The organism is Micromonospora sp. CA-248260 (genome assembly GCF_050942205.1).
Lineage (GTDB): Bacteria > Actinomycetota > Actinomycetes > Mycobacteriales > Micromonosporaceae > Micromonospora > Micromonospora antibiotica.
On the sequence record NZ_CP192021.1, the window covers coordinates 3,212,368 to 3,231,818 of the forward strand.

At 72.9% G+C, this 19,451-nt stretch carries 18 protein-coding genes; 16 read left to right on the forward strand and 2 right to left on the reverse strand.

Annotation, left to right across the window (positions count from 1 at the left end; genetic code table 11):
- The first annotated feature begins 32 nt into the window (after positions 1-32).
- The 14 genes from ACQP2H_RS14225 to ACQP2H_RS14290 all read left to right on the forward strand — a co-directional run bounded on the left by ACQP2H_RS14225 (position 33) and on the right by ACQP2H_RS14290 (position 14,711).
- A complete protein-coding gene (locus tag ACQP2H_RS14225; protein ID WP_208566147.1) occupies positions 33-230 on the forward strand; it encodes a hypothetical protein in 198 nt (65 codons plus the stop codon).
- A gap of 133 nt (positions 231-363) precedes the next feature.
- Positions 364-909, forward strand: a complete 546-nt coding sequence (locus ACQP2H_RS14230; protein ID WP_219461514.1) for a carboxymuconolactone decarboxylase family protein — start codon at positions 364-366, stop codon at positions 907-909.
- 291 nt (positions 910-1,200) lie between these two features.
- Positions 1,201-1,788, forward strand: a complete 588-nt coding sequence (locus ACQP2H_RS14235) for a hypothetical protein (RefSeq protein ID WP_219461518.1) — start codon at positions 1,201-1,203, stop codon at positions 1,786-1,788.
- Positions 1,785-3,077, forward strand: coding sequence for a ThiF family adenylyltransferase (locus ACQP2H_RS14240; protein WP_433233131.1), 1,293 nt, complete (start codon positions 1,785-1,787; stop codon positions 3,075-3,077). Before ACQP2H_RS14235 ends, ACQP2H_RS14240 begins: the two co-directional genes overlap by 4 nt.
- Before the next feature lies 1 nt (position 3,078).
- A complete protein-coding gene (locus tag ACQP2H_RS14245; RefSeq protein ID WP_219461526.1) occupies positions 3,079-3,747 on the forward strand; it encodes a ubiquitin-conjugating enzyme E2 in 669 nt (222 codons plus the stop codon).
- Positions 3,734-4,291, forward strand: coding sequence for a hypothetical protein (locus ACQP2H_RS14250; RefSeq protein ID WP_219461529.1), 558 nt, complete (start codon positions 3,734-3,736; stop codon positions 4,289-4,291). The genes ACQP2H_RS14245 and ACQP2H_RS14250 overlap by 14 nt, the downstream gene beginning before the upstream one ends.
- Complete coding sequence (locus ACQP2H_RS14255) at positions 4,288-4,602, forward strand: hypothetical protein (RefSeq protein WP_219461533.1); 315 nt, start codon at positions 4,288-4,290, stop codon at positions 4,600-4,602. Before ACQP2H_RS14250 ends, ACQP2H_RS14255 begins: the two co-directional genes overlap by 4 nt.
- Entirely contained in the window at positions 4,602-6,251 is a 1,650-nt protein-coding gene (locus ACQP2H_RS14260) for a Mov34/MPN/PAD-1 family protein (RefSeq protein WP_219461546.1), read from the forward strand. Before ACQP2H_RS14255 ends, ACQP2H_RS14260 begins: the two co-directional genes overlap by 1 nt.
- A gap of 2 nt (positions 6,252-6,253) precedes the next feature.
- Positions 6,254-8,752: a hypothetical protein gene (locus ACQP2H_RS14265; protein WP_219461549.1), complete on the forward strand. Its 2,499-nt coding sequence runs from the start codon at positions 6,254-6,256 to the stop codon at positions 8,750-8,752.
- Complete coding sequence (locus tag ACQP2H_RS14270; protein ID WP_219461551.1) at positions 8,752-10,446, forward strand: AAA family ATPase; 1,695 nt, start codon at positions 8,752-8,754, stop codon at positions 10,444-10,446. The genes ACQP2H_RS14265 and ACQP2H_RS14270 overlap by 1 nt, the downstream gene beginning before the upstream one ends.
- Before the next feature lie 2 nt (positions 10,447-10,448).
- A complete protein-coding gene (locus tag ACQP2H_RS14275) occupies positions 10,449-11,261 on the forward strand; it encodes an SIR2 family protein (protein ID WP_208566137.1) in 813 nt (270 codons plus the stop codon).
- On the forward strand, positions 11,258-13,045 hold the full coding sequence (locus ACQP2H_RS14280; protein WP_219461554.1) for a hypothetical protein: 1,788 nt from the start codon (positions 11,258-11,260) through the stop codon (positions 13,043-13,045). Before ACQP2H_RS14275 ends, ACQP2H_RS14280 begins: the two co-directional genes overlap by 4 nt.
- Positions 13,042-13,836 (forward strand): hypothetical protein, encoded by a 795-nt coding sequence (locus ACQP2H_RS14285; RefSeq protein ID WP_219461557.1) that lies wholly within the window; start codon positions 13,042-13,044, stop codon positions 13,834-13,836. The genes ACQP2H_RS14280 and ACQP2H_RS14285 overlap by 4 nt, the downstream gene beginning before the upstream one ends.
- A gap of 86 nt (positions 13,837-13,922) precedes the next feature.
- Positions 13,923-14,711: a hypothetical protein gene (locus ACQP2H_RS14290; protein ID WP_433233135.1), complete on the forward strand. Its 789-nt coding sequence runs from the start codon at positions 13,923-13,925 to the stop codon at positions 14,709-14,711.
- A gap of 167 nt (positions 14,712-14,878) precedes the next feature.
- Here ACQP2H_RS14290 and ACQP2H_RS14295 read toward each other — a convergent pair whose 3' ends face one another.
- A complete protein-coding gene (locus tag ACQP2H_RS14295) occupies positions 14,879-15,976 on the reverse strand; it encodes a DUF3866 family protein (RefSeq protein WP_433233137.1) in 1,098 nt (365 codons plus the stop codon).
- A 204-nt stretch (positions 15,977-16,180) separates the two neighbouring features.
- Positions 16,181-17,233, reverse strand: coding sequence for a cation diffusion facilitator family transporter (locus ACQP2H_RS14300; RefSeq protein WP_433233139.1), 1,053 nt, complete (start codon positions 17,231-17,233; stop codon positions 16,181-16,183).
- A gap of 220 nt (positions 17,234-17,453) precedes the next feature.
- Here ACQP2H_RS14300 and ACQP2H_RS14305 point away from each other — a divergent pair, with 220 nt between their 5' ends.
- Both ACQP2H_RS14305 and ACQP2H_RS14310 read left to right on the forward strand, forming a co-directional pair.
- Positions 17,454-18,452, forward strand: a complete 999-nt coding sequence (locus ACQP2H_RS14305) for a helix-turn-helix transcriptional regulator (protein WP_219461573.1) — start codon at positions 17,454-17,456, stop codon at positions 18,450-18,452.
- Positions 18,449-19,447, forward strand: coding sequence for a helix-turn-helix transcriptional regulator (locus ACQP2H_RS14310; protein ID WP_219461576.1), 999 nt, complete (start codon positions 18,449-18,451; stop codon positions 19,445-19,447). The genes ACQP2H_RS14305 and ACQP2H_RS14310 overlap by 4 nt, the downstream gene beginning before the upstream one ends.
- Positions 19,448-19,451: the final 4 nt, after the last annotated feature.

A 19,451-nucleotide genomic window follows, 5' to 3' on the forward strand; every position in this document is an offset into this window, starting at 1 on the left:
ACCGTCGACCCCACCGGTACGCTGGCGGGGCGATGAACACTTCCGAACCCGCCGACCGCGAGAGCGGCGACACCCAGCGGCTCAACTGGATCGATCGTCGCCGGGCGAAGATCCGCGACGAGATCGCCCGCAACCGCCGGGGCGAGTACACGGTGCCGACCTGGGTGCTGACCGTGGCGTTGGTCGTCATCGTGGTGGGTTGGCTCGCGGTGATCTTCCTGGTCGGCTGACCTCTTCCGGTCGGGCCACCGTCGGCGCCGGTCGGTCCGGTCGAGCACTCCGGAAGATGAGCGGGGGCCGCGGAGCTGGCACCCTGGTGCGACGGCAGCCCGCCCGGGGCGGCCGACGAGTCAGGAGGTGCCGGTGGCGCACATCGATCTGGGTCTCGACGAGAAGGCGTTTCCGGGGATCACCGGGCCGATGCGGTACCGGCCGGAGACCGCGAAGCCGCTGAACGAGCTGGCCGAGGTGTTGTTGCGCACCCCGCACCCGACGTTGACGCCGGGTGAGCGGGAGCTGATCGCCGCCTACGTCTCGGGGCTCAACGAGTGCCGGTTCTGCTGCGCCTCCCACTCGGCGTTCGCCGCCGCCCAGCTGCCCACCGGGATGACCCTGGTCGACCAGGTGCGGGCCGACCTGGACACCGCGCCGGTCAGCGCGAAGCTGCGCGCCCTGCTGCGGATCGCGGCGGCGGTGCAGGCCGGTGGCCGGCAGGTCACCACCGAGCTGGTCGAGGCGGCCCGCGCCGAGGGCGGCACCGACCTGGAGATCCACGACACGGTGCTGATCGCCGCCGCGTTCTGCATGTTCAACCGGTACGTCGACGGCCTGGGCACCTTCGCCCCCGAGGGGGAGGGTTACGAGGAGACCGCCGCGCGGATCGTGACGCACGGCTACACGGCGGACTGACGCTGATCCGACAGTGCCCCCGCCGACCGGTCAGTCGGCGGGGGACGGGTGGTGCGGTCCGCCGGCCGAGAGCCCCCGCCCATGCCGATCCAGCAGGTCCGGGCCGCCGTACCGCCGCCGGGTCGGTCGCCTTGCCGGCCCGCTGCGGCCGGCCCGCCGCCGGGAAACTGCCGTCGGGTCACCCGCCCGGGCTGTGTCGACAGTCCTCACTGGACCATCGGTCGATCCCCGCACTTGCATCCTCATAGAACACTGGGTCTCCCTACGCACACCGTGCGTGAGGTGCTCCGGGTGGCACGGATCCACCGGCCCCCGGTCACCGCCGCGCGGGTGCTGCTCCGGAACCGGTCGTGGAGGGTGCTGATGATCGAGATCCCCGCCGTCGGTCCGTACCTCGACTTCGACGACTTCACCGTGCAGCTGCCCCAACGGGGGACGCACGGCTACCTGCCGTGCGCGGGACTGCCCACCGCCGAGCTGCGGGACACCGCGGGAGACGGCGCGGGGGTCTGGCTCGCCCGGTCCCGGGCGGGCCACTCGTTGATCATTCCGGACGGGGTGGACGTCGTCCGCAACGGTCGACGGATCATCGGACTCGCCGTCCTGCACCACGGTGACCGGGTGGCCTTCGCCGGTCAGTTGGCGTGGTTCTCCGAGGTCCGTCAGCTGCGACTGCCCACCGGGCACGTGCTGGTCGGGCACCGTTGCCAGCAGTGCCACACCACCTTCACCGTCGACGCGGAGGTGGTGCTCTGCCCCCTGTGCGGTGAGGGCTACTGCGAGGACTGCTGGGAGTACCTGCGTGGCGCGCGGTGTTACTCGCGCGACTGCCACATGGTTCCGGTTCCGGTGCCGGTGGGTCGGGTGGTGACCACATGACCCAGGACCGCTACTCCCGGCTGGCCGACATCGAGTGGTGGGACCAGGACGAGGTACGTGGCGCGCACGCCGTGGTCGCCGGCGCGGGTGCCCTCGGCAACGAGGTGCTGAAGAACCTCCTCCTGCTCGGCTGGGGCACGATCACCGTCGTCGACCTCGACACGGTCGAGGTCGGCAACCTCTCCCGGTCGGTGCTCTACCGACCGTCCGACGTCGGCGCCGCCAAGGTGGACGCCGTCGTACGGGCCGCCGGTGAACTCAACCCGGACTGTCAGGTCGACGTGATCGCCGACGACCTGCGCACGGGTCTCGGGGCCGGTCTGCTCCACCGCGCCGACGTGGTGCTCGGCTGTCTGGACAACGTGGCCGCCCGGGTGGCGCTCGGCCAACTCGCCGGGCAGGCCGGTGTCCTGCTGATCGACGGCGGCCTCACCACCTGGGAGGGCGCGGTGCGCCTCTACCTGCCGCCGGACGGCCCGTGCTACGTCTGCGGGCTGACCGACGAGGACCTGCGGGACCTCGCCCTGCGCCACTCCTGCCTGGCCTACCGGGTCCGTGCCGAGACGGCCCGGGGGGTGCCCACCACCCCGACCGTCGCCGCCACCGTCGGGGCGGCGATGGCGCAGCAGGCGATGCGGTGGCTCAGCCGTGACCGGCACGACATGACCGTGCCGATCGGCCACGAACTGCGCTTCGACCTCGCCTACGACCGGTTCTGGCAGGTCGGCATCCCGGTGAACCCGGACTGCCTGCTGCACCCGACCCCGGCGGTGCCGACCGGGAGCCCCGGCTCGTGGGCCACCGACCGGTGGGTCGACATCCTCGAGCGGTGGCGGACGGCGCGGGCCGACGACGAGGTGGTGCTGCGCCTGCCGCTGACGGTGTTGCGCGGCTGGAGCTGCCTCGGTTGCGGCCGGCAGGACGAGGTCCACCGGGTCCACCCGGGGGACCGCCCGGTCCGGTGCCCGACCTGCGCCGCCGAGGTGGCCCTCGACCTGGTCGACCAGATCGACGGGACGCAGCCGTGGCACCTGCTGTCGCCGCACGAGACGGGTTTTCCCCGTTGGAGCTGGGTCGAGGCGCACGGCAGCGGGGGGACCGTGGTCTTCGAACTGGCCGAACCGGTGGGCTCCGACGGAGGTCGGGGCGGCGCCGGTGGTGCGCCGCCCCGGGTGCCGCCGGACCCGCCGGACGGTGGTCCGCAGGACCCGGCGCCTCGTGGTCCGCAGGACCCGGCGCCTCGTGGTCCGCAGGCCCCGGCGGCGCGTACCGGCAGAGGCAGGAGCTGACATGGCGATGACGCCCCGCGACCGGCGGCTGGACACCGAGTACACCGACATGCGGCAGTTGGTCAGGGCCAGCTCGATGGTGACCTTCACCGCGCACGGGCTTCCACCGACCCGGTACGACGTGGTGCTCACCTGCCGTGGCCTGGTGTTCAACCAGGAGGAGCTGGGCCTGTCGTCGCACCACGAGTTCACCCTCACCCTGGGCGGCAGCTTCCCGCTGCTGCCCCCGGAGATCGTGTGGAAGACACCGATCTTCCACCCGAACATCCGGCCGCCCCGGGTCTGCACCGGCGACATCTGGTACCCCGGCATGTCCGTGGCCGAACTCTGCGTCCAGTTGTGCGAGTTGGTCCAGTACAAGTCGTTCAACATCTACGACCCGCTGGACCGCGGCGCGGCCCGGTGGCTCGGGATCAACCTGGAGGCCGACGAACCGGTGGTGCCGATCGATCCGACACCCGTGCGTGACCTGGCCTTCGACCTCGACCTGCGACCGCGAGCGAGCCCGCCGCCGGCCGGCCCCGACCTGCCGTCGATGGAGCCGGGTCAGCCGTCGGCCGGCCCCGACCTGCCGTCGACCGGGCCGGGTCAGCCGTCGGTCGAACCCGGCCTGCCGGCGGTCGAGCCGGACTCGACCGGACGGGAAGGGGGCCCGGATGAGCAGGCCTGACGGTAAGGCCATCGCCGCCCTGTTCGCGCAGATCGGCTGGACCTGCGAGGTCGTCGACGAGAACACCGTCGTCACCGGCTACCGCTGCCCGGTGCCCGGCTACCACTACCCGCTGCTGATCGAGGTGAAGTCGACGCCGCACTGGGTCTACCTGCGCGCCCTGCTGCAACGGGAGGTCGGTCTCGCCGCCCGGGGACCCGTGCTGCGGCTGGTGTCGGAGTGGAACGTCCACAGCCGACAGGCGAAGTTCCTGCTGGTGCAGGGGTGCGTGCTCATCCAGGCCGAGGTGCCGGCGGTGCAGTGGCATGCGGGGACGTTCCAGGACCTGTTGCAGACGGTGTGCCGCCTCGGCACCTACACCGGCGTGGAGATCGCCCTCATCGCCACGGACCTGACCGTCGGCGCCCTGTTCGAGGCGGTCCATCGGCGGGCGGAGGAGACCTCCGCCCACACCCTGCTCGGCCAGCCGGAGCAGGATCTCGACTTCGACATCTCGGTGAACCGCATCCAGGAATGGTCCACACCGGCAGAAGGTGACGCATGACGAATCCGCCGCTCGAATCGATCCCGGTCATCCTGGCCACCACCATGTTGACCGAGAAGTGGGACGTCAGCCTCCCGCTCGACATTCCCGTGCAGGGGATCATCGCCAAGATCGTGGCGAACCCGGCCCTGCCCTTCCCCCAACAGGACCAGACGGGCAACGTGATCCCGTACCGGCTGATGTGGCAGGAACGCAACCGCTTCCTCGGGGTGTCCGAGACCCTGCGGTCGGCGCAGGTGGAGGCCGGCCACACCCTCATCATGACCCGGGAGGCGCGGGCGGGCGACCGGTCGGCGGGGGTGGCGACCTGATGGACGTCTCGCCGGACTTCCGCATCGAACCCGTCCGCCGCCCGCTCGCCCAGCACAACCCGGCACCGTCGAGTGAACTGTTGCGGTCCGGCCCCGCGGTCGCCCTGCACGTCGACGACACCGTACTCAGCGGCATCCGGCGGCAGTCCGCGCAGCAGGCCGGCACCGAGGTCGGCGGCATCCTGTTGGGCCGTCACTTCGTCAACGGCACCGGTTGGATCGTCACGGTCACCGACCACCTGGCGGTGCCCAGCGACAACGCCAGCGCGGTGCACTTCGAGTTCGACCAGTCGTCGATCCAGGCGATCGCCGCCCGGCTCGCCGACAGCGTCGACGAGTACATCGTCGGCTGGTACCACTCACACGTCGGCGGCAAGCCGTTCATGTCGGGGACCGACCACAAGATGCACCAGGCACACTTCAACGCGCCCTGGTACGTCTCCGCCGTGGTCGGCGCCGGCGAGTGGGGGCTCCCGGTGGGCTTCTGGCGGCTCGCCGGCACCGAACTGGAGGCGCTCGACGACTACCTGGTCCGGATGACCGGCCCCGACAGCGCCGCCGAACGACACCAGCGGTTCCTGGAGGAGTGCGTCGACCGGGACGACGACGACCGGCCGAGCCGACCAGGGCCGGCCGAGTTGCTGCCCGCACTGGGCGTGACCACGGAGTCCCGGCTGGCCACGCTGCTGACCGCGGCGGCCAGCCCCCGCCGCCGGTGGGGCACCGACGCCGGCATCGACCAGTTCCGGCTCCTGGTCGAGGTGGCCCTCACGGCCGGTGCCGACCCCGGCTGCGTCGAGGAGTTGGAGGCGGTCCAGCAGCGGCTGCGACACACCCGTGGCCGCCAGGGACGGCTGCGGCTGGCCTCCACCCGGTTCAAGGAACGGATCGCCGTACACCGGGGCGAGTGCTACTCCTACACCCCGGGTGACCTGCTGATGGAGCGCTTCGACATATCCCGGCGGCTGGTCTGGCCGGTCCGGATCGAGTCGCCGCCCGTCTCGGTGCACTACGACCAGGAGGGCATGCTCTGGGTGCTGATGGCCAACCACCACGTCCTGCGGATGGAGACCTCGGCGGCCGAGGACTCGGAGCAGGGGACCCGGTTCCGGTTCCAGTTCGCCCGACTCGGGCTGCCCCCACTGGAGGGGGATCCGCTGGAGGCCGTCGGCGACCCGGAGGCGGTCTGGGTGCGTACCGCCCGGCAGTGGCACCGGCTGCCCCTCGTCCAGGAGGGCGAGCGCACGTCGCTCGGCTCCGGCACGCGGGGGGACCTGCCGTCCGCGCAGTGTCGGCTGCTGCCCCGCTGGAAGGAGTCCGGTGGGTCGACGCCGCTGCTCGGGGCCGTGCAGGACGGCCGGCTCCGGCTCTGGCGACCCGCCGAGGACGACGGGACACCGCTGGTCGACATCGCCCTCGACCCACCCTGGGACCGGTGGCCGGTGCGGGACCTGTCCCTCGGCGGCGACACCCTCTACGCCCTGTTCGACGACGACGGCGGCAACCAGATCGCCGCCTTCGACCTGCGCACGCAACGACTGACCCAGCACATCGTCAGCGTGGCCGGGCAGGAGTCGGTGGCCACCATCTGCACCGACCACCTCGGCCGGTTGCACGGTCGCATCGACCACGTCCTGTGCCGGTTCTGAGCGTGGGGACGACCGGAGGAGGTGCGGGGGAGTTGGCCACCGGCCGGCGTGGAAAGGTCGGGGGCAACTGGCCGCGGCTGCTCGACGCGGGTGAGCGGGTGGTCGTGGCCCGCGAGTTCAGTGCGGCGGTCATGCTGGCCGTGGACCCTGCGGTGTTCGTACCGGCCGCCGACCCCGGTGACACCGTCCCGGCCGGATACGGGAAACTGCTGGCCGAACTGCACACCGGCCGGTGCGGCTGGTGGCTAGCGGTGATCCGGGGCTGGGCGGCGCTCGGTCTGCCGGGCCTGGCCCACGCGCTGCTCACGCACACCGTTCACCTGGTCGGCACCGGCCTGCGGGCGGACTGGGCCGAGCTGTCCGAGCTGGCGGCGTTGGCCCAGGAGCCGGCCCTGCGTCCGTCGGAACCGGTCCCCGTGCCGGCACCGGTGGCACCGCTGGGGGTGGAGGGCCCGGAGTCGAAGCGGGAGCGGCTCGCCGCCCTCTTCGACGGTGAGGACGACCTGTCGTACGGCGAGTCGCCGGCCACCGATCCGGAGGGTGTCGAACGGCGGCTGCTGCGCGATCTGGCCGGTCCCTACCTCGCCCGGGGCGACGTCTGGTACGGCCTGGGCGAATACCGGATCATCGTCGAGCAGCTCCTGACCATCGTCGGGGACGAGGGGCTGTCCGGCTGGCTCGAGTCCGAGGTGCGCACGGAACTGGTCTGGTGCGGGCGGGCCCTGCTCCGGCTGGGTGACCCCACCACCGCGTACGCCTGCTTCTACCTGGCCAGCGCCCTCACCGACGAGGCGGCGGTGGGGCCGGGCCCGGACCCGATGCGACCGAACCGGGTGGATCCGGTCCTCGCGGCGGCCTGGCGCTACCGCCGGATGCTGGTCGAGGAACACTCCCGGCTCGGCTCCGACCGGGAGCTGCACCGGGCCTTCGCCCACGGTCTGCGCATCGGCGACTGGATGATGCAGCGGGGTCTGGAGGCCCGGCTACCCGAACTCGTGTCACTGCTCGACGGCCGGGTGTTGCGTCACCGGCTGCCCGTGGCGGCCCGCCAGTTGCGGACGGTCGGTCGGCGCAGCGGGTGGTTCCTGCCGGCCCTGCTCGCCGACGCCGAACTGCTGCGGGAGGTGCCACCGCCTGTCGTCCCGGCGTCGGCACCGACCCGGGTGGCCGTGCCCCCGGCCAGCGGGGACCCGTTCCGCCCACCGGCCCGGTTGACCGGGCATCCGGACGCCCCGCCCGGGGTGCCGCTGCGGGTCGGCCTGGCCGACCGGGGCGGCGTCGCCAGCCTGCGGATCGGCCCGGGCGTCCGCTGCCGGCTGATCGGCACCCCGGTGACCGAAGCTCGGATCGGCGCGTGGGGGAACACGCTGTCCCGGCAGGGCTGGCCGGTGGTGTGGATCCGGGAGACGCCGGTCGGTGCGGTCCCCCGGGGCTGGCACCGGCTGCGACCCCAGTCCGACGGCCAGGGGCAGGCGGGCTGGTGGCTGGAGGAACTGGACCGGGCCCCGGCGCTGCGCGACCTGCTGGCGCAGTGTCTGCTGGCCCGGTTGCCGCACTGTGCGGACCCGGCCGCCGAGGCGGTGGTCAGGGCCATCGTCTACGCCGTCGGCCTGCGTACCAGGCGTGCCTATGCCAGTGACGACGCCGACGCGTCCCGCACGCACGCCGTGGCGATGGTCTCCGAGCGCGCCGGGCTGACGTTCCACCACACCGGTGACCTGCGCCGCGCCGCCCTCCTGCTCGACCGGGCCCTGGGCGTCGTCAGCATCCTGCGGCGGGCCGTGGCGATGACGTTCCAGCGGCCGGACTTCTCCGTCGAGCCGCTCGGCTCGGCCGGCCGGGTCCTGGCCGACCTGCCCACGGACGCCGTCGAAGCACCCGTGGCGGCGACGTTGCTGCTGGGTTCGATCGTCGACACCGTCGGGGCGATCGGGTCGGTGCCGAAGGCCACCGGTGACCGGGACTGGTCCGACTTCGAGTTGGACGTGGTGCCCCGACCGGACGAGGCCCGGCTGGAGGAGCTGGCGGCGCTGGTCAGCTCCGCCCGCGAACCCGACCCGCCGCCGGAGCGGTCCGCCCCGGCGGCCGGCGGCACGCCCCCCGACGACGACAATCCCTGGATCCGTACCGGCGTCGTGCCAACCACCGGGGTGACCGGGCCGGTGTGCGTGCTGTTCACCGGTGGCCCGGGGCCGGTGCTGGACCAGCTCCAGCGGCTGTTCGCCACGGCGGAGTTCGCCCCGCACGTCCTGGTGGCCGCGACGGCGGACACCGACCCGCGGGCGATCGGCGACTGCACCGGCTACACCGAGTTGTTCGCCGGGGGACTGACGCCGGCGGCGTACGGGACGCTGGCGGTCGCCGCCGGTGTCACCGTCGCGGACGCACTGGTCGACGGCATCGGCGCGCACGGCGGCATCCGGGTGACCGCCGGTCGGGGACGGTCCCACGTCTCCCGCTGTGTCGTGTGGCCGGTCAACGGGACGCAGGGAGGTGGCTGATGGAGCCCGAGAAGGTCTGGACGTCGGCTTACCACGAGGGTGTCGACGCACTGGGCCGGGACGACCTCCGGTCGGCCCGGGAACACTTCGCCAAGGCGATCGAACTGGGCGCGGACCAGTGGGAGCCGTACTACGGCCGGGCCTGGACCCTGCTGCGGGACGGGGACGGGCAGCCCGACCCGGCGGACCTCGCGGTGGCCGAGGCGGACCTGGCCCGTGCCCTCGACGAGTTCGGCGCCGGCTCGGACGCCGCCGCGCTGCTGGGTCACCTGCAGCACCTGCGCGGCGAGCACGAGCGGGCAGTCGGTTCGCTGCTGCGTGCCATCGGGCGCAGCACCCACCGGGAACTGGTGGCGAACAGCCTGACCGACGCGTTGTCACGGCTGCTGGCCGGGTTCGAGCAGCAACCGACGGTCGAGGCGGTGGCGGCGTGCGACCGGCTCGCCGGGCTCCTCGACGCCGCGCCGCTGCCCGGCGGGCTGGGCCGGTACCTGTCCGCCGAGGTGCTGGCCACCCGCGCGTACGTGCACCAGGAGCTGGGCCGGCCGGAGCAGTGCGCGACGGACCTGCGTCGGGTCCGGGCCCTGCAGCCGCGGCACCCCCGGCTGCCCGCGGAGGTGGACGCCGCCGAGCCGGGGTCGGGGTCCCGGCCGGTGACCGGCTCGACCGAACCGACGTTCGCGCAGGTCGGAGGGGCGGACGAGGTGGGTACGTTCACCGGGCGGCTACGCCAGCGGATCTTCGAGACCTACTTCGGGGACCTCGACAGCGAGGGCCTCGCCGACCGGCTGGCCCGCTACCACCAGTCACCCAGCAGGTCCATCCTGTTGTTCGGACCGTCGGGATGCGGCAAGACCTTCCTCATCCGGGCTTTCAGCGGCGAGTACCGACGTCGACACGGCCGGCCACTGCCGATCTTCCGGATGCGTCTCAACGACGTGTTGAACCGTTACGTCGGCGACGACGAGAAGCGGGTGTCGGAGATCTTCGACCAGGCGATCGACGCCCAACCGGCGATCCTGTTCGGAGACGAGATCGACTCGATCGGCATGTCCCGGGAGGGCGGTCAGGACTGGCGGGTGCAGCTCACCTCGCACCTGCTCCAGGAGATCGACCGGCTACGTGAGTCACAGGCCGCGGTGATCTTCTTCGGCTGCACGAACCGGCTCTGGGCGATGGACCTGGCACTGCTGCGCCGCTTCGACGAGATGATCCCCGTCGAACTGCCCGACGAGCAGGTCCGGGCGAAGATCTTCCAGGTGCACCTCGACCAGCTCGACGCCGGGGTGCGTGCCGACGACATCGACGTCGTCGAGTTGGCCCGCAGGTCGCACGGGTTGGCGCCGGGTGACATCCAGAAGGTCGTCTCGGACACCGTCATGGGGGTCATCTCGTCCACCGGCCCGCAGGGGCCGACCGGGCAGCTGACCCGGCAGCAGCTGCTGGCCGCGCTGGAGACGTACCAGCAGCCGATGCACATCCGCGACTGGGTGCGGCAGTCGGTCTCCGCGCTGCGGGAGTTGGGCCACGACGACATGGCGCGCGACGTCGAGCGCACCTACGGCCACTACGTCCAGGGCGGCGTCGCCTCCCTGCTGCCCGGCACCGGCCCGGCCTGGCGTCCCGTCTCCGAGCAGGCGTGGTCGGAGGAACCGGTGGTGGACCTGACCCTGCTCCGACACCTACGGAGGTAGCGATGACCGCGCAGGACAGTGTGCGGGAACTGGTCCGGCATCTGCGGCAGTTCCGGGATGACCAGGCGTCGGCGGAGAAGCCCTTCTTCTGGCTCGGCGCCGGCTGCTCGGTGCACGACGGGGTGCCGCTCAACGCGGAGCTGCTCGCCGCCGTGCTGGGCGACGACGTCGACACGTGGGGCAGCCCCCAGTACCGGTTCGACCTGTTCTGTGACGGGCTCGGGCCGGGGGTGGCGCGGGCCGGCCTGTTCCGGCGGTACCTGGAGCGTCCGCTCACCCCGGACTCGCCGTACCGCCAGCTGGTCGGGCTGCTCACCCGCGGGTACGCGGACATGGTGGTGACCGTCAACATCGACGATCTACTGGAGCAGGCGCTCGCCGCCGCCGGGCTGCGGGAACACCACGACTACCGGGTGATCGACGTGCCGCAGTACCGGCCCGAGGCGGCGGTGCTCCAGATCACCGCACCGGGTAGCCCCCGGATCCGGATCATCAAGCTGCACGGCGGGCTGGACCTCGGGCTGAACCTGATGACCAGCCGCGAGATCATCCGGTACGAGGAGCGCATCGAGCAGCTCGTCCGGGACGTCACCAGTCGACCGGCGGTGGTCTGCGGGTACTCCTTCTTCCACCTCAACGTGTTGCAGGCGTTCAGCCGGGACCGTTCCCCGCTCTACTACGCCAACATCGCCTTCCCCGACGCCCCGATGGTGCTGTCGCTGATGGCCCAGCGCAACTACAGCCCGAGGTTCATCGACGGGAAGCTGGGCAGCTTCGCCGGCCTGATGCGGGCCGTCACGGAGCAGTTGACGTGAAGGTCTCCGAGCTGAGGGTGGCCGACCTGGCCCAACGGATGCGGGCGAACCGGGAGAGCAATGTCTCCGCGGCCCTGGTGATCGGTCTGGACGGTGGGGCGGCGCTGCTCAACCACGCCCGACCGACCCGGTTCGTCGACGCGCTGCGCGGGGACCGGGCGCCGACCAAGAATGACGACCAGAAGATCGGCGATTTCTGGGCTTTCCGCTCCTCGTCGCTGGCCCGGGACGACTTCCTGAAGCGGTACACCACACCGACCGACGCGGCGGACGGCGACCTGACGGCGATCGCCAACCTGGCCGAGCTGATGAACCAGGGCTACTTCAACGCGGTCGTGGTGACCGACCCGGCCGAATACCTCTATCGACGCATCATCGACGCCGGCTCCATCGTGCCGCGCCACATCGAGGCGGTGGGGCACAAGCCGATCATGTTCGACCTCCGCCGGCAGGGCAGCGAACGGGCCCGCCCGGTGCTGGTCGACGCGGCGGAGATGCTGATCGCCGGGCTGGAACCGACCCGGCACGACGAGCACGGCACCCAACTCCGGGACATGCGTACCGCGCTGGTGGATTTCCTCGACGACTTCGACGTCGTCTACGGGTGGGGCTGGTGCCGGCTCAACGTCCCGCTCAGCACCCTCTACCGGAAGCCCACGCCGCTGTACCTGTTGGGCCGGTACAGCCTCACCCAGCAGTCCTGGGTGGAGGCCGGCTACCACCTGGTGGTCGGTGACGAGAGCGAGGACGACGAGGACGCGACGACCGACATCCTGAACCAGTTGGCGGAGAGCCTCGGCCTGTCCGGGGCCGCCTCGTCCGCCGCTGTGCCGCCGCCCGCGTCGCCGTCGGCCGGCTGGACGGTGCTGCGGCCCGAGGCGACCCCTCCGTTGCTCACCGTCGACCAACTGGCCGGGCTGCGGGAGTCGGCGTTCGCCGGGCCCGTCACCCTGATCGGCATCGCCGGTGAACGTACCCGCCGACGGGCGGCGGAGTGGCTGCTCGCGGGGCTCGACGAGGGTCTGTCCTCAGCCGGCCTGCGCGGCGGGGCGGACCTGACCGCGATCGGCCGGTGGCTCGGCCTGCGGGCCCGGGGCGCGGACACCGTCGTCGTCGGTGAACTGTGTGACCTGTCCTCCCCGGACCCCGGGTTCTGGGTCCGACTGACGGCGGTCATCGAGTGGTGGCGAGAATCGGTCGATCCGAACGGCTCGCACATCGTCCTGTTCTGTCCGCTGGCGGTGACCGACTGGGCGCGGGCGAACTACGGCCGTGGCGACACGGTCCGGGTGGAGGCCCTGCCGGAGCAGATGTTCGTCACGGTCGACGCGGTCGTCGAATGGATCATGCGGGAGCTGGGTCCGCTGCTGGCCTGGCTCGACGAGGACTGCGTGGCCCGACTGGGCGGGGCGATCATGCAGGTCGACGCCCTGCCGGAGTCCGACCCGGACTGGTTGCACGACGCGCTCGACATCTGGCGGCAGGAGGTGGGCCTGAGCATCTCCCGGGTGGCCGCCGACGCCGGCAGGGCCCCGGCGGACGGTGCACCGGACGCCGACGTGCCGGCGGACGGGTCGACGGGCGGCCTGTCCGTGGAGGAACTCGGCCGCCTCTGGTCGGAGGTGGTACGCCGGCTGGCGGACGCGACGGAGGCGATCCAACCGGTGTTCACCGTGGACCCCGTACCCCGGCACGACGCGGCGACGACGCCCGACCCGCAGGACGGCACACCGGACTTCCAGATCGACCCACGGCCGCACCCGCCGGACGGAGCGGACCGGTGACGGGACCCCCCGGGGACCAACTGCCCCTGCTCCGGGCGCATCCCCTGCAGGTTCCGCCGGCACGGGCGCTGGACGCGCTCAGGATGACGGTCAACCTGAAGGACGTCGACGTGTCCCTGAACCTGCCCGACGGGCCGCTCACCTCAGCGATGATCAAGGTGGAGGTGCCGGATCTCGACCCGGTCGAGATCTCCTACTCGGTGCAGGCCGGTTTCACCGAGGAACTGGCCCGGATCAGCAAGCAGTACGCGGGTCCCACCTCGCTGGTCGATCCCACCTCGCTGGTCGGTCCGGACGAGTCGGCGGCGAGCGATCCGACGGCGGACACCGGGTCCGCCCCGTTCGACACCGAGTCGGACGACAAGCGCCTGCAGGACATCATCACCGGGCTGTTGCGTTGGCAGCAGGCGTTGGAGGTGGCCGGCGCCCTCAGCGAGTCGGCGGACCTGCAGAGCCTCGGCAAGGCGCACCACGCCCTGGTGGAGAGCCTGCGCGTCAAGTACGTCGACCGGATGGGCAAGCTCCGGACCGAACTGCTCAACCAGCGCGACGCCGTGCCGATCCTGCGCAAGTGGTTGCAGTCGGGCAACGACGCCCTGATCAACCTGGCGATCCGGGTGGCCGGGGAGCCGGCGCTGCGTACGGCGGTGCAGGACGACCTCGCCCGGATCGCCGGGGACGAGGGGATGTCGCCGCAGACCCGTCGACGGGCCCGGGCGTATCTGCGCCGGTGGCGTCGACGGGAGATCGCCGGGACACGCCCCGAGGGAGCCGCCGAGTCGCCGGACTGAACCGGCGGGGGAGCAGCCCAGCCACCCGGCGGAGGCGACCGGCCCCGACGCGGTGCCATCGACGACCGAGACGACAGGAGGGGCGGATGGCCGGGACGGTGCGCAGGATCGGACACGACGTGCGGCGGGGACGCAATCTGGAGGCGTACGCGGTGACCCTGGTCGCCGCGGCGCTCGCCGTCGTCTCCGCCTTCGGTGACCTGGTGCCGGTGGAGGTGCTGTGGAGCGTCCTGCTCGCCGGCATCGCGCTGCTGGTGTACCGGATCACCGTCCCCGACGAGCGGGCGGGCACGTTGGACGCCTTCCTCGACGACCGGGTGGCGTTCGACGCCCGGCCGTTCCCGGAGCGGCTGCGTACCGCCCAGGAGGTGTGGGTCTATGCGCCGTCGGCGGTCAACATCCTGTCGCCGGCCCACTGCGACGCACTGCGCACGTCGGTGCTCGCCCGGCCCGGTGGGGTCGTCCGGGTGGTGCTGCTGGATCCGGCGTCACCGGCGGTGGAGCAGGCCGTACGGCAGCTCGACGACGCGGTCGACTTCGCGTTGCAGCGGCTCCGGCCGTCCATCACCACCACCCGTGGCCGGTTGGCCGCGATGGCCGGTTGGCCGGTCCCCGGCGTCGTCGAGCATCGGGTGCTCGACTTCAACCCCGGGTTCAGCCTGGTGGCGATCGACCCGCAGAGCCGGCACGGCCGGGTGATCGTGGAGCTGCACGGTTTCCACAACGAGTCCACCTCGGGCCGGATGCACCTGGAGTTCCACCGGAGCGACAGCGAACGCTGGTACGCCTACTGGATCGACCAGTTCCGCCACATCTGGGCGGCGGCCCGACCGGTCGACGCCGACGGCCGGCCCGGGGACCAGCCGGGCGACTGAACGGGGCGGGCCACGACGCCCACCGCCTGTCCGGCACCGGACCCGCGCCGCCCGCCCCCCGGATCCGCCGCCGACTCCAGCCGACCGGTGCCGCCGCGTCGGATCGGTGCCGCCGCGTCGACCGGGGTGCCGCCGCGCCGGGCGGGCGGGTCAGCACGCCGGACGGGTCAGCTGGCCGGCGTGTCGGCCAGCGCGGCGGCGTGCCGGCCGGCGGCGGCCGCCGCCAGGAAGTAGGCGTGGTCGGCGTCCAGCCCACGCCCCATCGTGGACAGCCGCACCGGCAGGGCGCGCAGCGCGGCGTCCAGACCGTCGGTGTCGACCCGGACCACCCGGTGCCGGTCGGCCAGCGGGGCCAACGCGGCATCCACCCGGGTCGCCAGCTCCACCGGCAGGCCGTCCGGCACCACCAGCTCCGCCGGGGCCAGCGCCACCCGGCCGTACGCGGTGAGGCTGTGGTGCGACACCCCCTGGTGCCGGGGGCGGGCGTCGGCGTCGGAGATCCGCAGCGAACCGACCGGCCGACCGCCCAGCACGGCCACCGCGTTGACCGCCTCGCCGACGGCGACGCCGGAGAACCCCCACCGGGTGCCGGTGCCCAGGTTACCGGGCCCCTGCGCGACGATCGCCACGTCGGCGCGGAGCACGTGCCGGGCGGCCAGCAGGCCCGTGTGCAGGGTGGCCGCCTCCAGGTCCCCGCCGAACGCCTGCCCGACGCTGACCGTGCCGACCAGTGCGTCGCGCAGCCCGTCGAGGGTGCGGGAGAACCAGGCCGGCAGGGCGCCACCGTCGGTGAGCAGGTAGGCCACCCGGGCCTGCGGGGCGTCGGCGTGGATGCCGGCGAGGATGGCCGGCAGGGCGGAGTGCAGGTCGGCCGTGACCGCCGGCATCCCGTCCAGGCTGTCGACGGTGGCGAGCAGCGAGTGGTGCGGCGACGCTTCCTCGTCGACCCCCAGCATGATCGGCTGCAACGGGGTGTACCGGGCCTTGACCAGGTGACCGGCGTCGCGGGTGTCCCCGGCCTGCGGCGGGTCGGCGGGCAGCCGGTCGGGCAGGGCGACCACCAGGGCGTACCCGCCGGTGCCGAGGCCCATCAGCAGCGCACCGGCGTTGAGCAGCACCCGGTCGCCGGGGGCCGGGTCACCGACCAGCTCCGGGTAGGCCAGCGCACGCAGGGTGTCCCCGTCGGGCAGGGCGACGTCGAGTTCCACCGCACCGGCCCACCGCCGTCGTACCGCCGTGACCGTCCCGGACCGCCATCGCACCATGCCCGGCACGCTATCGCCGGCCGGCCGGGTGACCGCGTGCGGGTCCGCCGCCGCCCGGTCCGGCCCGCCGCGGTGCCGGTCGGACCGGACCCACCTCGGCCGCCGGCCCACCGGCAGGCCCGGTCACCCCGGTCGGCCCGGTCACCCCGGTCGGCCCGGTCGGGTCGGTCACGCCGGTCACGGCGGTTACGTCGGTCGGGCCGGTTACGCCGGTCGGTCGGGCCGCCCGGGGGCGTCGGTTGCCGGGTCGGGTCCGCCCCGGGTGACCCGGGCGTCGGTCACCGGGCCCTGCTCGTCCTGGGTACGCCGGGCGCGGCGGCCGGCGACACCGGGCAGCGACCGGGTGGGGTCGAGGAAGACGTACCCGATCTCCGGATAGCGGGCGGTGAGCCGTCGCTCGGCCTCGTCGGCGTCGGCCTCGATGTCGCCCCCGGTCGCGTCGTCCCGGAAGTCGACCTTGGCGGCCACCAGGATGTCCGCCGGGCCGAGCTGCATGGTCAGCAGGGTGTCGATCCGGTCCACCGTCGGCAGGCCGGCCAGCTCCCGTTCGATCTCCCGGTGCAGCCGTTCGGGCACCGCCCGGCCGACCAGCAGCGAGAGGTTGCTGCGGGCGAGGACGGTGGCGACGACGAGTAGCAGCAGGCCGATCAGGATCGAGGCGAGACCGTCCCACAGCTCGTCACCGGTCCACTCGGACAGGCCCACCCCGACGCCCGCGATGAGCAACCCGACCAGGGCGGCGCTGTCCTCCAGGAACACCGCCTTGACGGTGGTGTCGGCAGTCAGCCGCAGGAACCGGCGCGGGGTGGTCCGCCACCGGCGGGACTCGCTGCGCACCTGGCGTACCGCGCGGGTCAGCGACACCGACTCGATGACGAAGGAGACCGCCAGCACCACGTACGAGATCAGGTAGTCGCCGCTGTGTTCGTGGACCAGGATGGTCGTCACGCCGTGGGTGATGGCGAAGCCGGCCCCCGCGACGAAGGTGAACAACGCGGCGAGGAACGCCCAGACGTAGCTCTCCTTGCCGTACCCGAAGGGGTGCCGGACGTCGGCGGGCCGGGCGCCCCGGCGCAACGCCAGGTAGAGCAGCACCTCGGTGGTGGTGTCGGCGAGCGAGTGGGCGGCCTCGGAGAGCATCGCCGCCGAGCCGGAGGCGACCCCGGCGACCAGTTTCGCCACCGCGATGGCGAGGTTGGCCACCCCCGCCACCACGACCGTGCCGACGCTCTCGGTCTTGACTTCACCTTCCGACATGCGGTCACCGTAAGTCTGTTGTCCCGGCTCCGCCCGGAGAGCCGGCCGGGTTCTGCCCCCGGTGATCAAGAGCGTTACGTCAAATTGATCTCTACGGATGACGCAAACCTCTTGATCACCGCAGAAGGGTGGGGTCGTGGCGGGGGATGGGGGGTTGGGTGGGGGTGGGGGTCCGGCGTGGGTGCACGGGTTTCGCGGGTGGGCTGCTAGCGTTCACCCCGTGTCGCGGAGTCGTACCGAACGCCTGGTCAACCTGGTGATCTGTCTGCTGTCCACCAGGCGGTTCCTGACCGCCGCGCAGATCGCCGCGACCGTTCCCGGCTACGAACACGATCCGGACGACGCCCGGGAGCACGAGGCGTTCCAGCGCAAGTTCGAACGGGACAAGGCGGAACTGCGCGAGCTGGGGGTGCCGCTGGAGACCGGGACGGCCAGCGTGTTCGACGCCGAGCCCGGTTACCGGATCGCCCACCGCGAGTACGCCCTGCCCGACATCCCGCTCGAACCGGACGAGGCCGCCGCGGTGGGCATCGCCGCCCGGTTGTGGCAGCACGCCGGACTGGCCGCCGCCGCCTCGTCCGGGCTGGCCAAGCTGCGCGCGGCCGGCGTCGACGTCGACCCGCAGGCCACCCTGGGCCTGGAGCCGATGGTCACCGTCGACCCGTCGTTCGCCCCGCTCACCGCCGCCGCCCGGGACCGCCGCGAGGTCACCTTCGACTACCGGGTGCCGGACCGGGACGCGCCGACCCGACGCCGGTTGCAGCCGTGGGGCGTGGTCTGCTGGCGGGGCCGCTGGTACGTCGTCGGCCACGACCGGGACCGGGCGGCGACCCGCTGCTTCCGGCTGTCCCGGGTGGTGGGCGCGGTCCGGGCCACCGGTGCGCCGGGCGGCTACGAACCACCCGCCGGCCTCGACCTGATCTCGCACGTCGCCACCTGGTCCGGGCCGGTCGAGCGGACCGGCCGGGCCACCGTGCTGGCCGCGCCCGGGCGGGCCGCCGGGCTGCGCCGGTGGGCGGTGCAGAGCGTGCCCGGCCCCGACGGCGACCACCTGGTGCTGCCCTACGCCGATCCGGAGTCGCTGGCCGGGCAGCTCGTCGGCTACGGCCCGGACGTCCGGGTCGTGGACCCTCCCGAGGTACGCGACGCGGTGATCCAACGACTCAAGGAGATCGCCGCCCGGCACGACGAGCTGGCCGTGGCCGGGGGTGCCCGATGAACCGCCCCGCCGCGCGCACCTCCGCCGACCGGCTGGCCCGGCTGCTGAACCTGGTGCCCTACCTGCTGGCCCGACCGGGCATCGAGATCGCTGAGGCCGCCGGTGACCTGGGCGTCAGCGAACGGCAGCTCCGCGAGGACCTGGAGCTGCTCTGGGTGTGCGGGCTGCCCGGTTACGGCCCGGGTGACCTGATCGACATGGCCTTCGACGGCGACCGGGTGACCATCACCTACGACGCCGGCATCGACCGGCCGCTGCGGCTCACCCCGGACGAGGCGCTGGCCCTGGTGGTGGCGCTGCGGATGCTCGCCGAGACGCCCGGGGTGGCCAACCGGGAGGCCGTCGAGCGGGCCCTCGCCAAGATCGAAAATGCGGCCGGTGACCTGGTCGGAGCCCCGGTGGCCGTCCGGCTGCCCGGCGAGAGCCAGCGGGTGCAGGAGCTGCGGGCCGCGGTGGAGCGGCACCGGGCGCTGCGGATCACCTACTACACCGCAGCCCGGGACGAGAGCACCGAGCGCGTCATCGACCCGCTGCGGATGCTGATGGTCGACGGTCGGGCCTACGTCGAGGCGTGGTGCCGCCGCGCCGAGGCGGTCCGGTTGTTCCGGGCCGACCGGATCGACGCGGTCGTCGAGCTGGACGAGCCCGCCGTGGTGCCGCCGCAGGCCCGCCCGCACGACCTGCGCCAGGGGGTGTTCCAGCCGTCCCCGGACCTGCCCCTGATCACCCTGCGCATCGGCCGGGGCGAGCGGTGGATCACCGAGTACTACCCGTGTGAGCGGGTCGAGGTCGACGGTGACCGGTGGGTGGTGTCGCTGCGGGTGACCGATCTCGGCTGGGCACGCCGCTTCGTGCTCGGGTTGGGTCCCGACGTCACCGTCCTCGCCCCGGTCGAGCTGGCTGCCCAGGTCCGTGCCCAGGCCACCGCCGCCCTGGAGGCGTACGCCACCCCGGTGCTCCCGGCCGGCCCGGCGGGTCCGCCGACCGACCGGTAGGCTT

Bases quoted from the DNA above. Each gene is read 5' to 3' on its own strand.
- ACQP2H_RS14300 (WP_433233139.1), bottom strand. From the start codon at position 17,233: ATGTCGGAAGGTGAAGTCAAGACCGAGAGCGTCGGCACGGTCGTGGTG.
- ACQP2H_RS14290 (WP_433233135.1), top strand. From the start codon at position 13,923: ATGGCCGGGACGGTGCGCAGGATCGGACACGACGTGCGGCGGGGACGC.
- ACQP2H_RS14245 (WP_219461526.1), top strand. From the start codon at position 3,079: ATGGCGATGACGCCCCGCGACCGGCGGCTGGACACCGAGTACACCGAC.
- ACQP2H_RS14270 (WP_219461551.1), top strand. From the start codon at position 8,752: ATGGAGCCCGAGAAGGTCTGGACGTCGGCTTACCACGAGGGTGTCGAC.
- ACQP2H_RS14225 (WP_208566147.1), top strand. From the start codon at position 33: ATGAACACTTCCGAACCCGCCGACCGCGAGAGCGGCGACACCCAGCGG.
- ACQP2H_RS14255 (WP_219461533.1), top strand. From the start codon at position 4,288: ATGACGAATCCGCCGCTCGAATCGATCCCGGTCATCCTGGCCACCACC.
- ACQP2H_RS14295 (WP_433233137.1), bottom strand. From the start codon at position 15,976: ATGGTGCGATGGCGGTCCGGGACGGTCACGGCGGTACGACGGCGGTGG.
- ACQP2H_RS14240 (WP_433233131.1), top strand. From the start codon at position 1,785: ATGACCCAGGACCGCTACTCCCGGCTGGCCGACATCGAGTGGTGGGAC.
- ACQP2H_RS14250 (WP_219461529.1), top strand. From the start codon at position 3,734: ATGAGCAGGCCTGACGGTAAGGCCATCGCCGCCCTGTTCGCGCAGATC.
- ACQP2H_RS14310 (WP_219461576.1), top strand. From the start codon at position 18,449: ATGAACCGCCCCGCCGCGCGCACCTCCGCCGACCGGCTGGCCCGGCTG.
- ACQP2H_RS14260 (WP_219461546.1), top strand. From the start codon at position 4,602: ATGGACGTCTCGCCGGACTTCCGCATCGAACCCGTCCGCCGCCCGCTC.
- ACQP2H_RS14275 (WP_208566137.1), top strand. From the start codon at position 10,449: ATGACCGCGCAGGACAGTGTGCGGGAACTGGTCCGGCATCTGCGGCAG.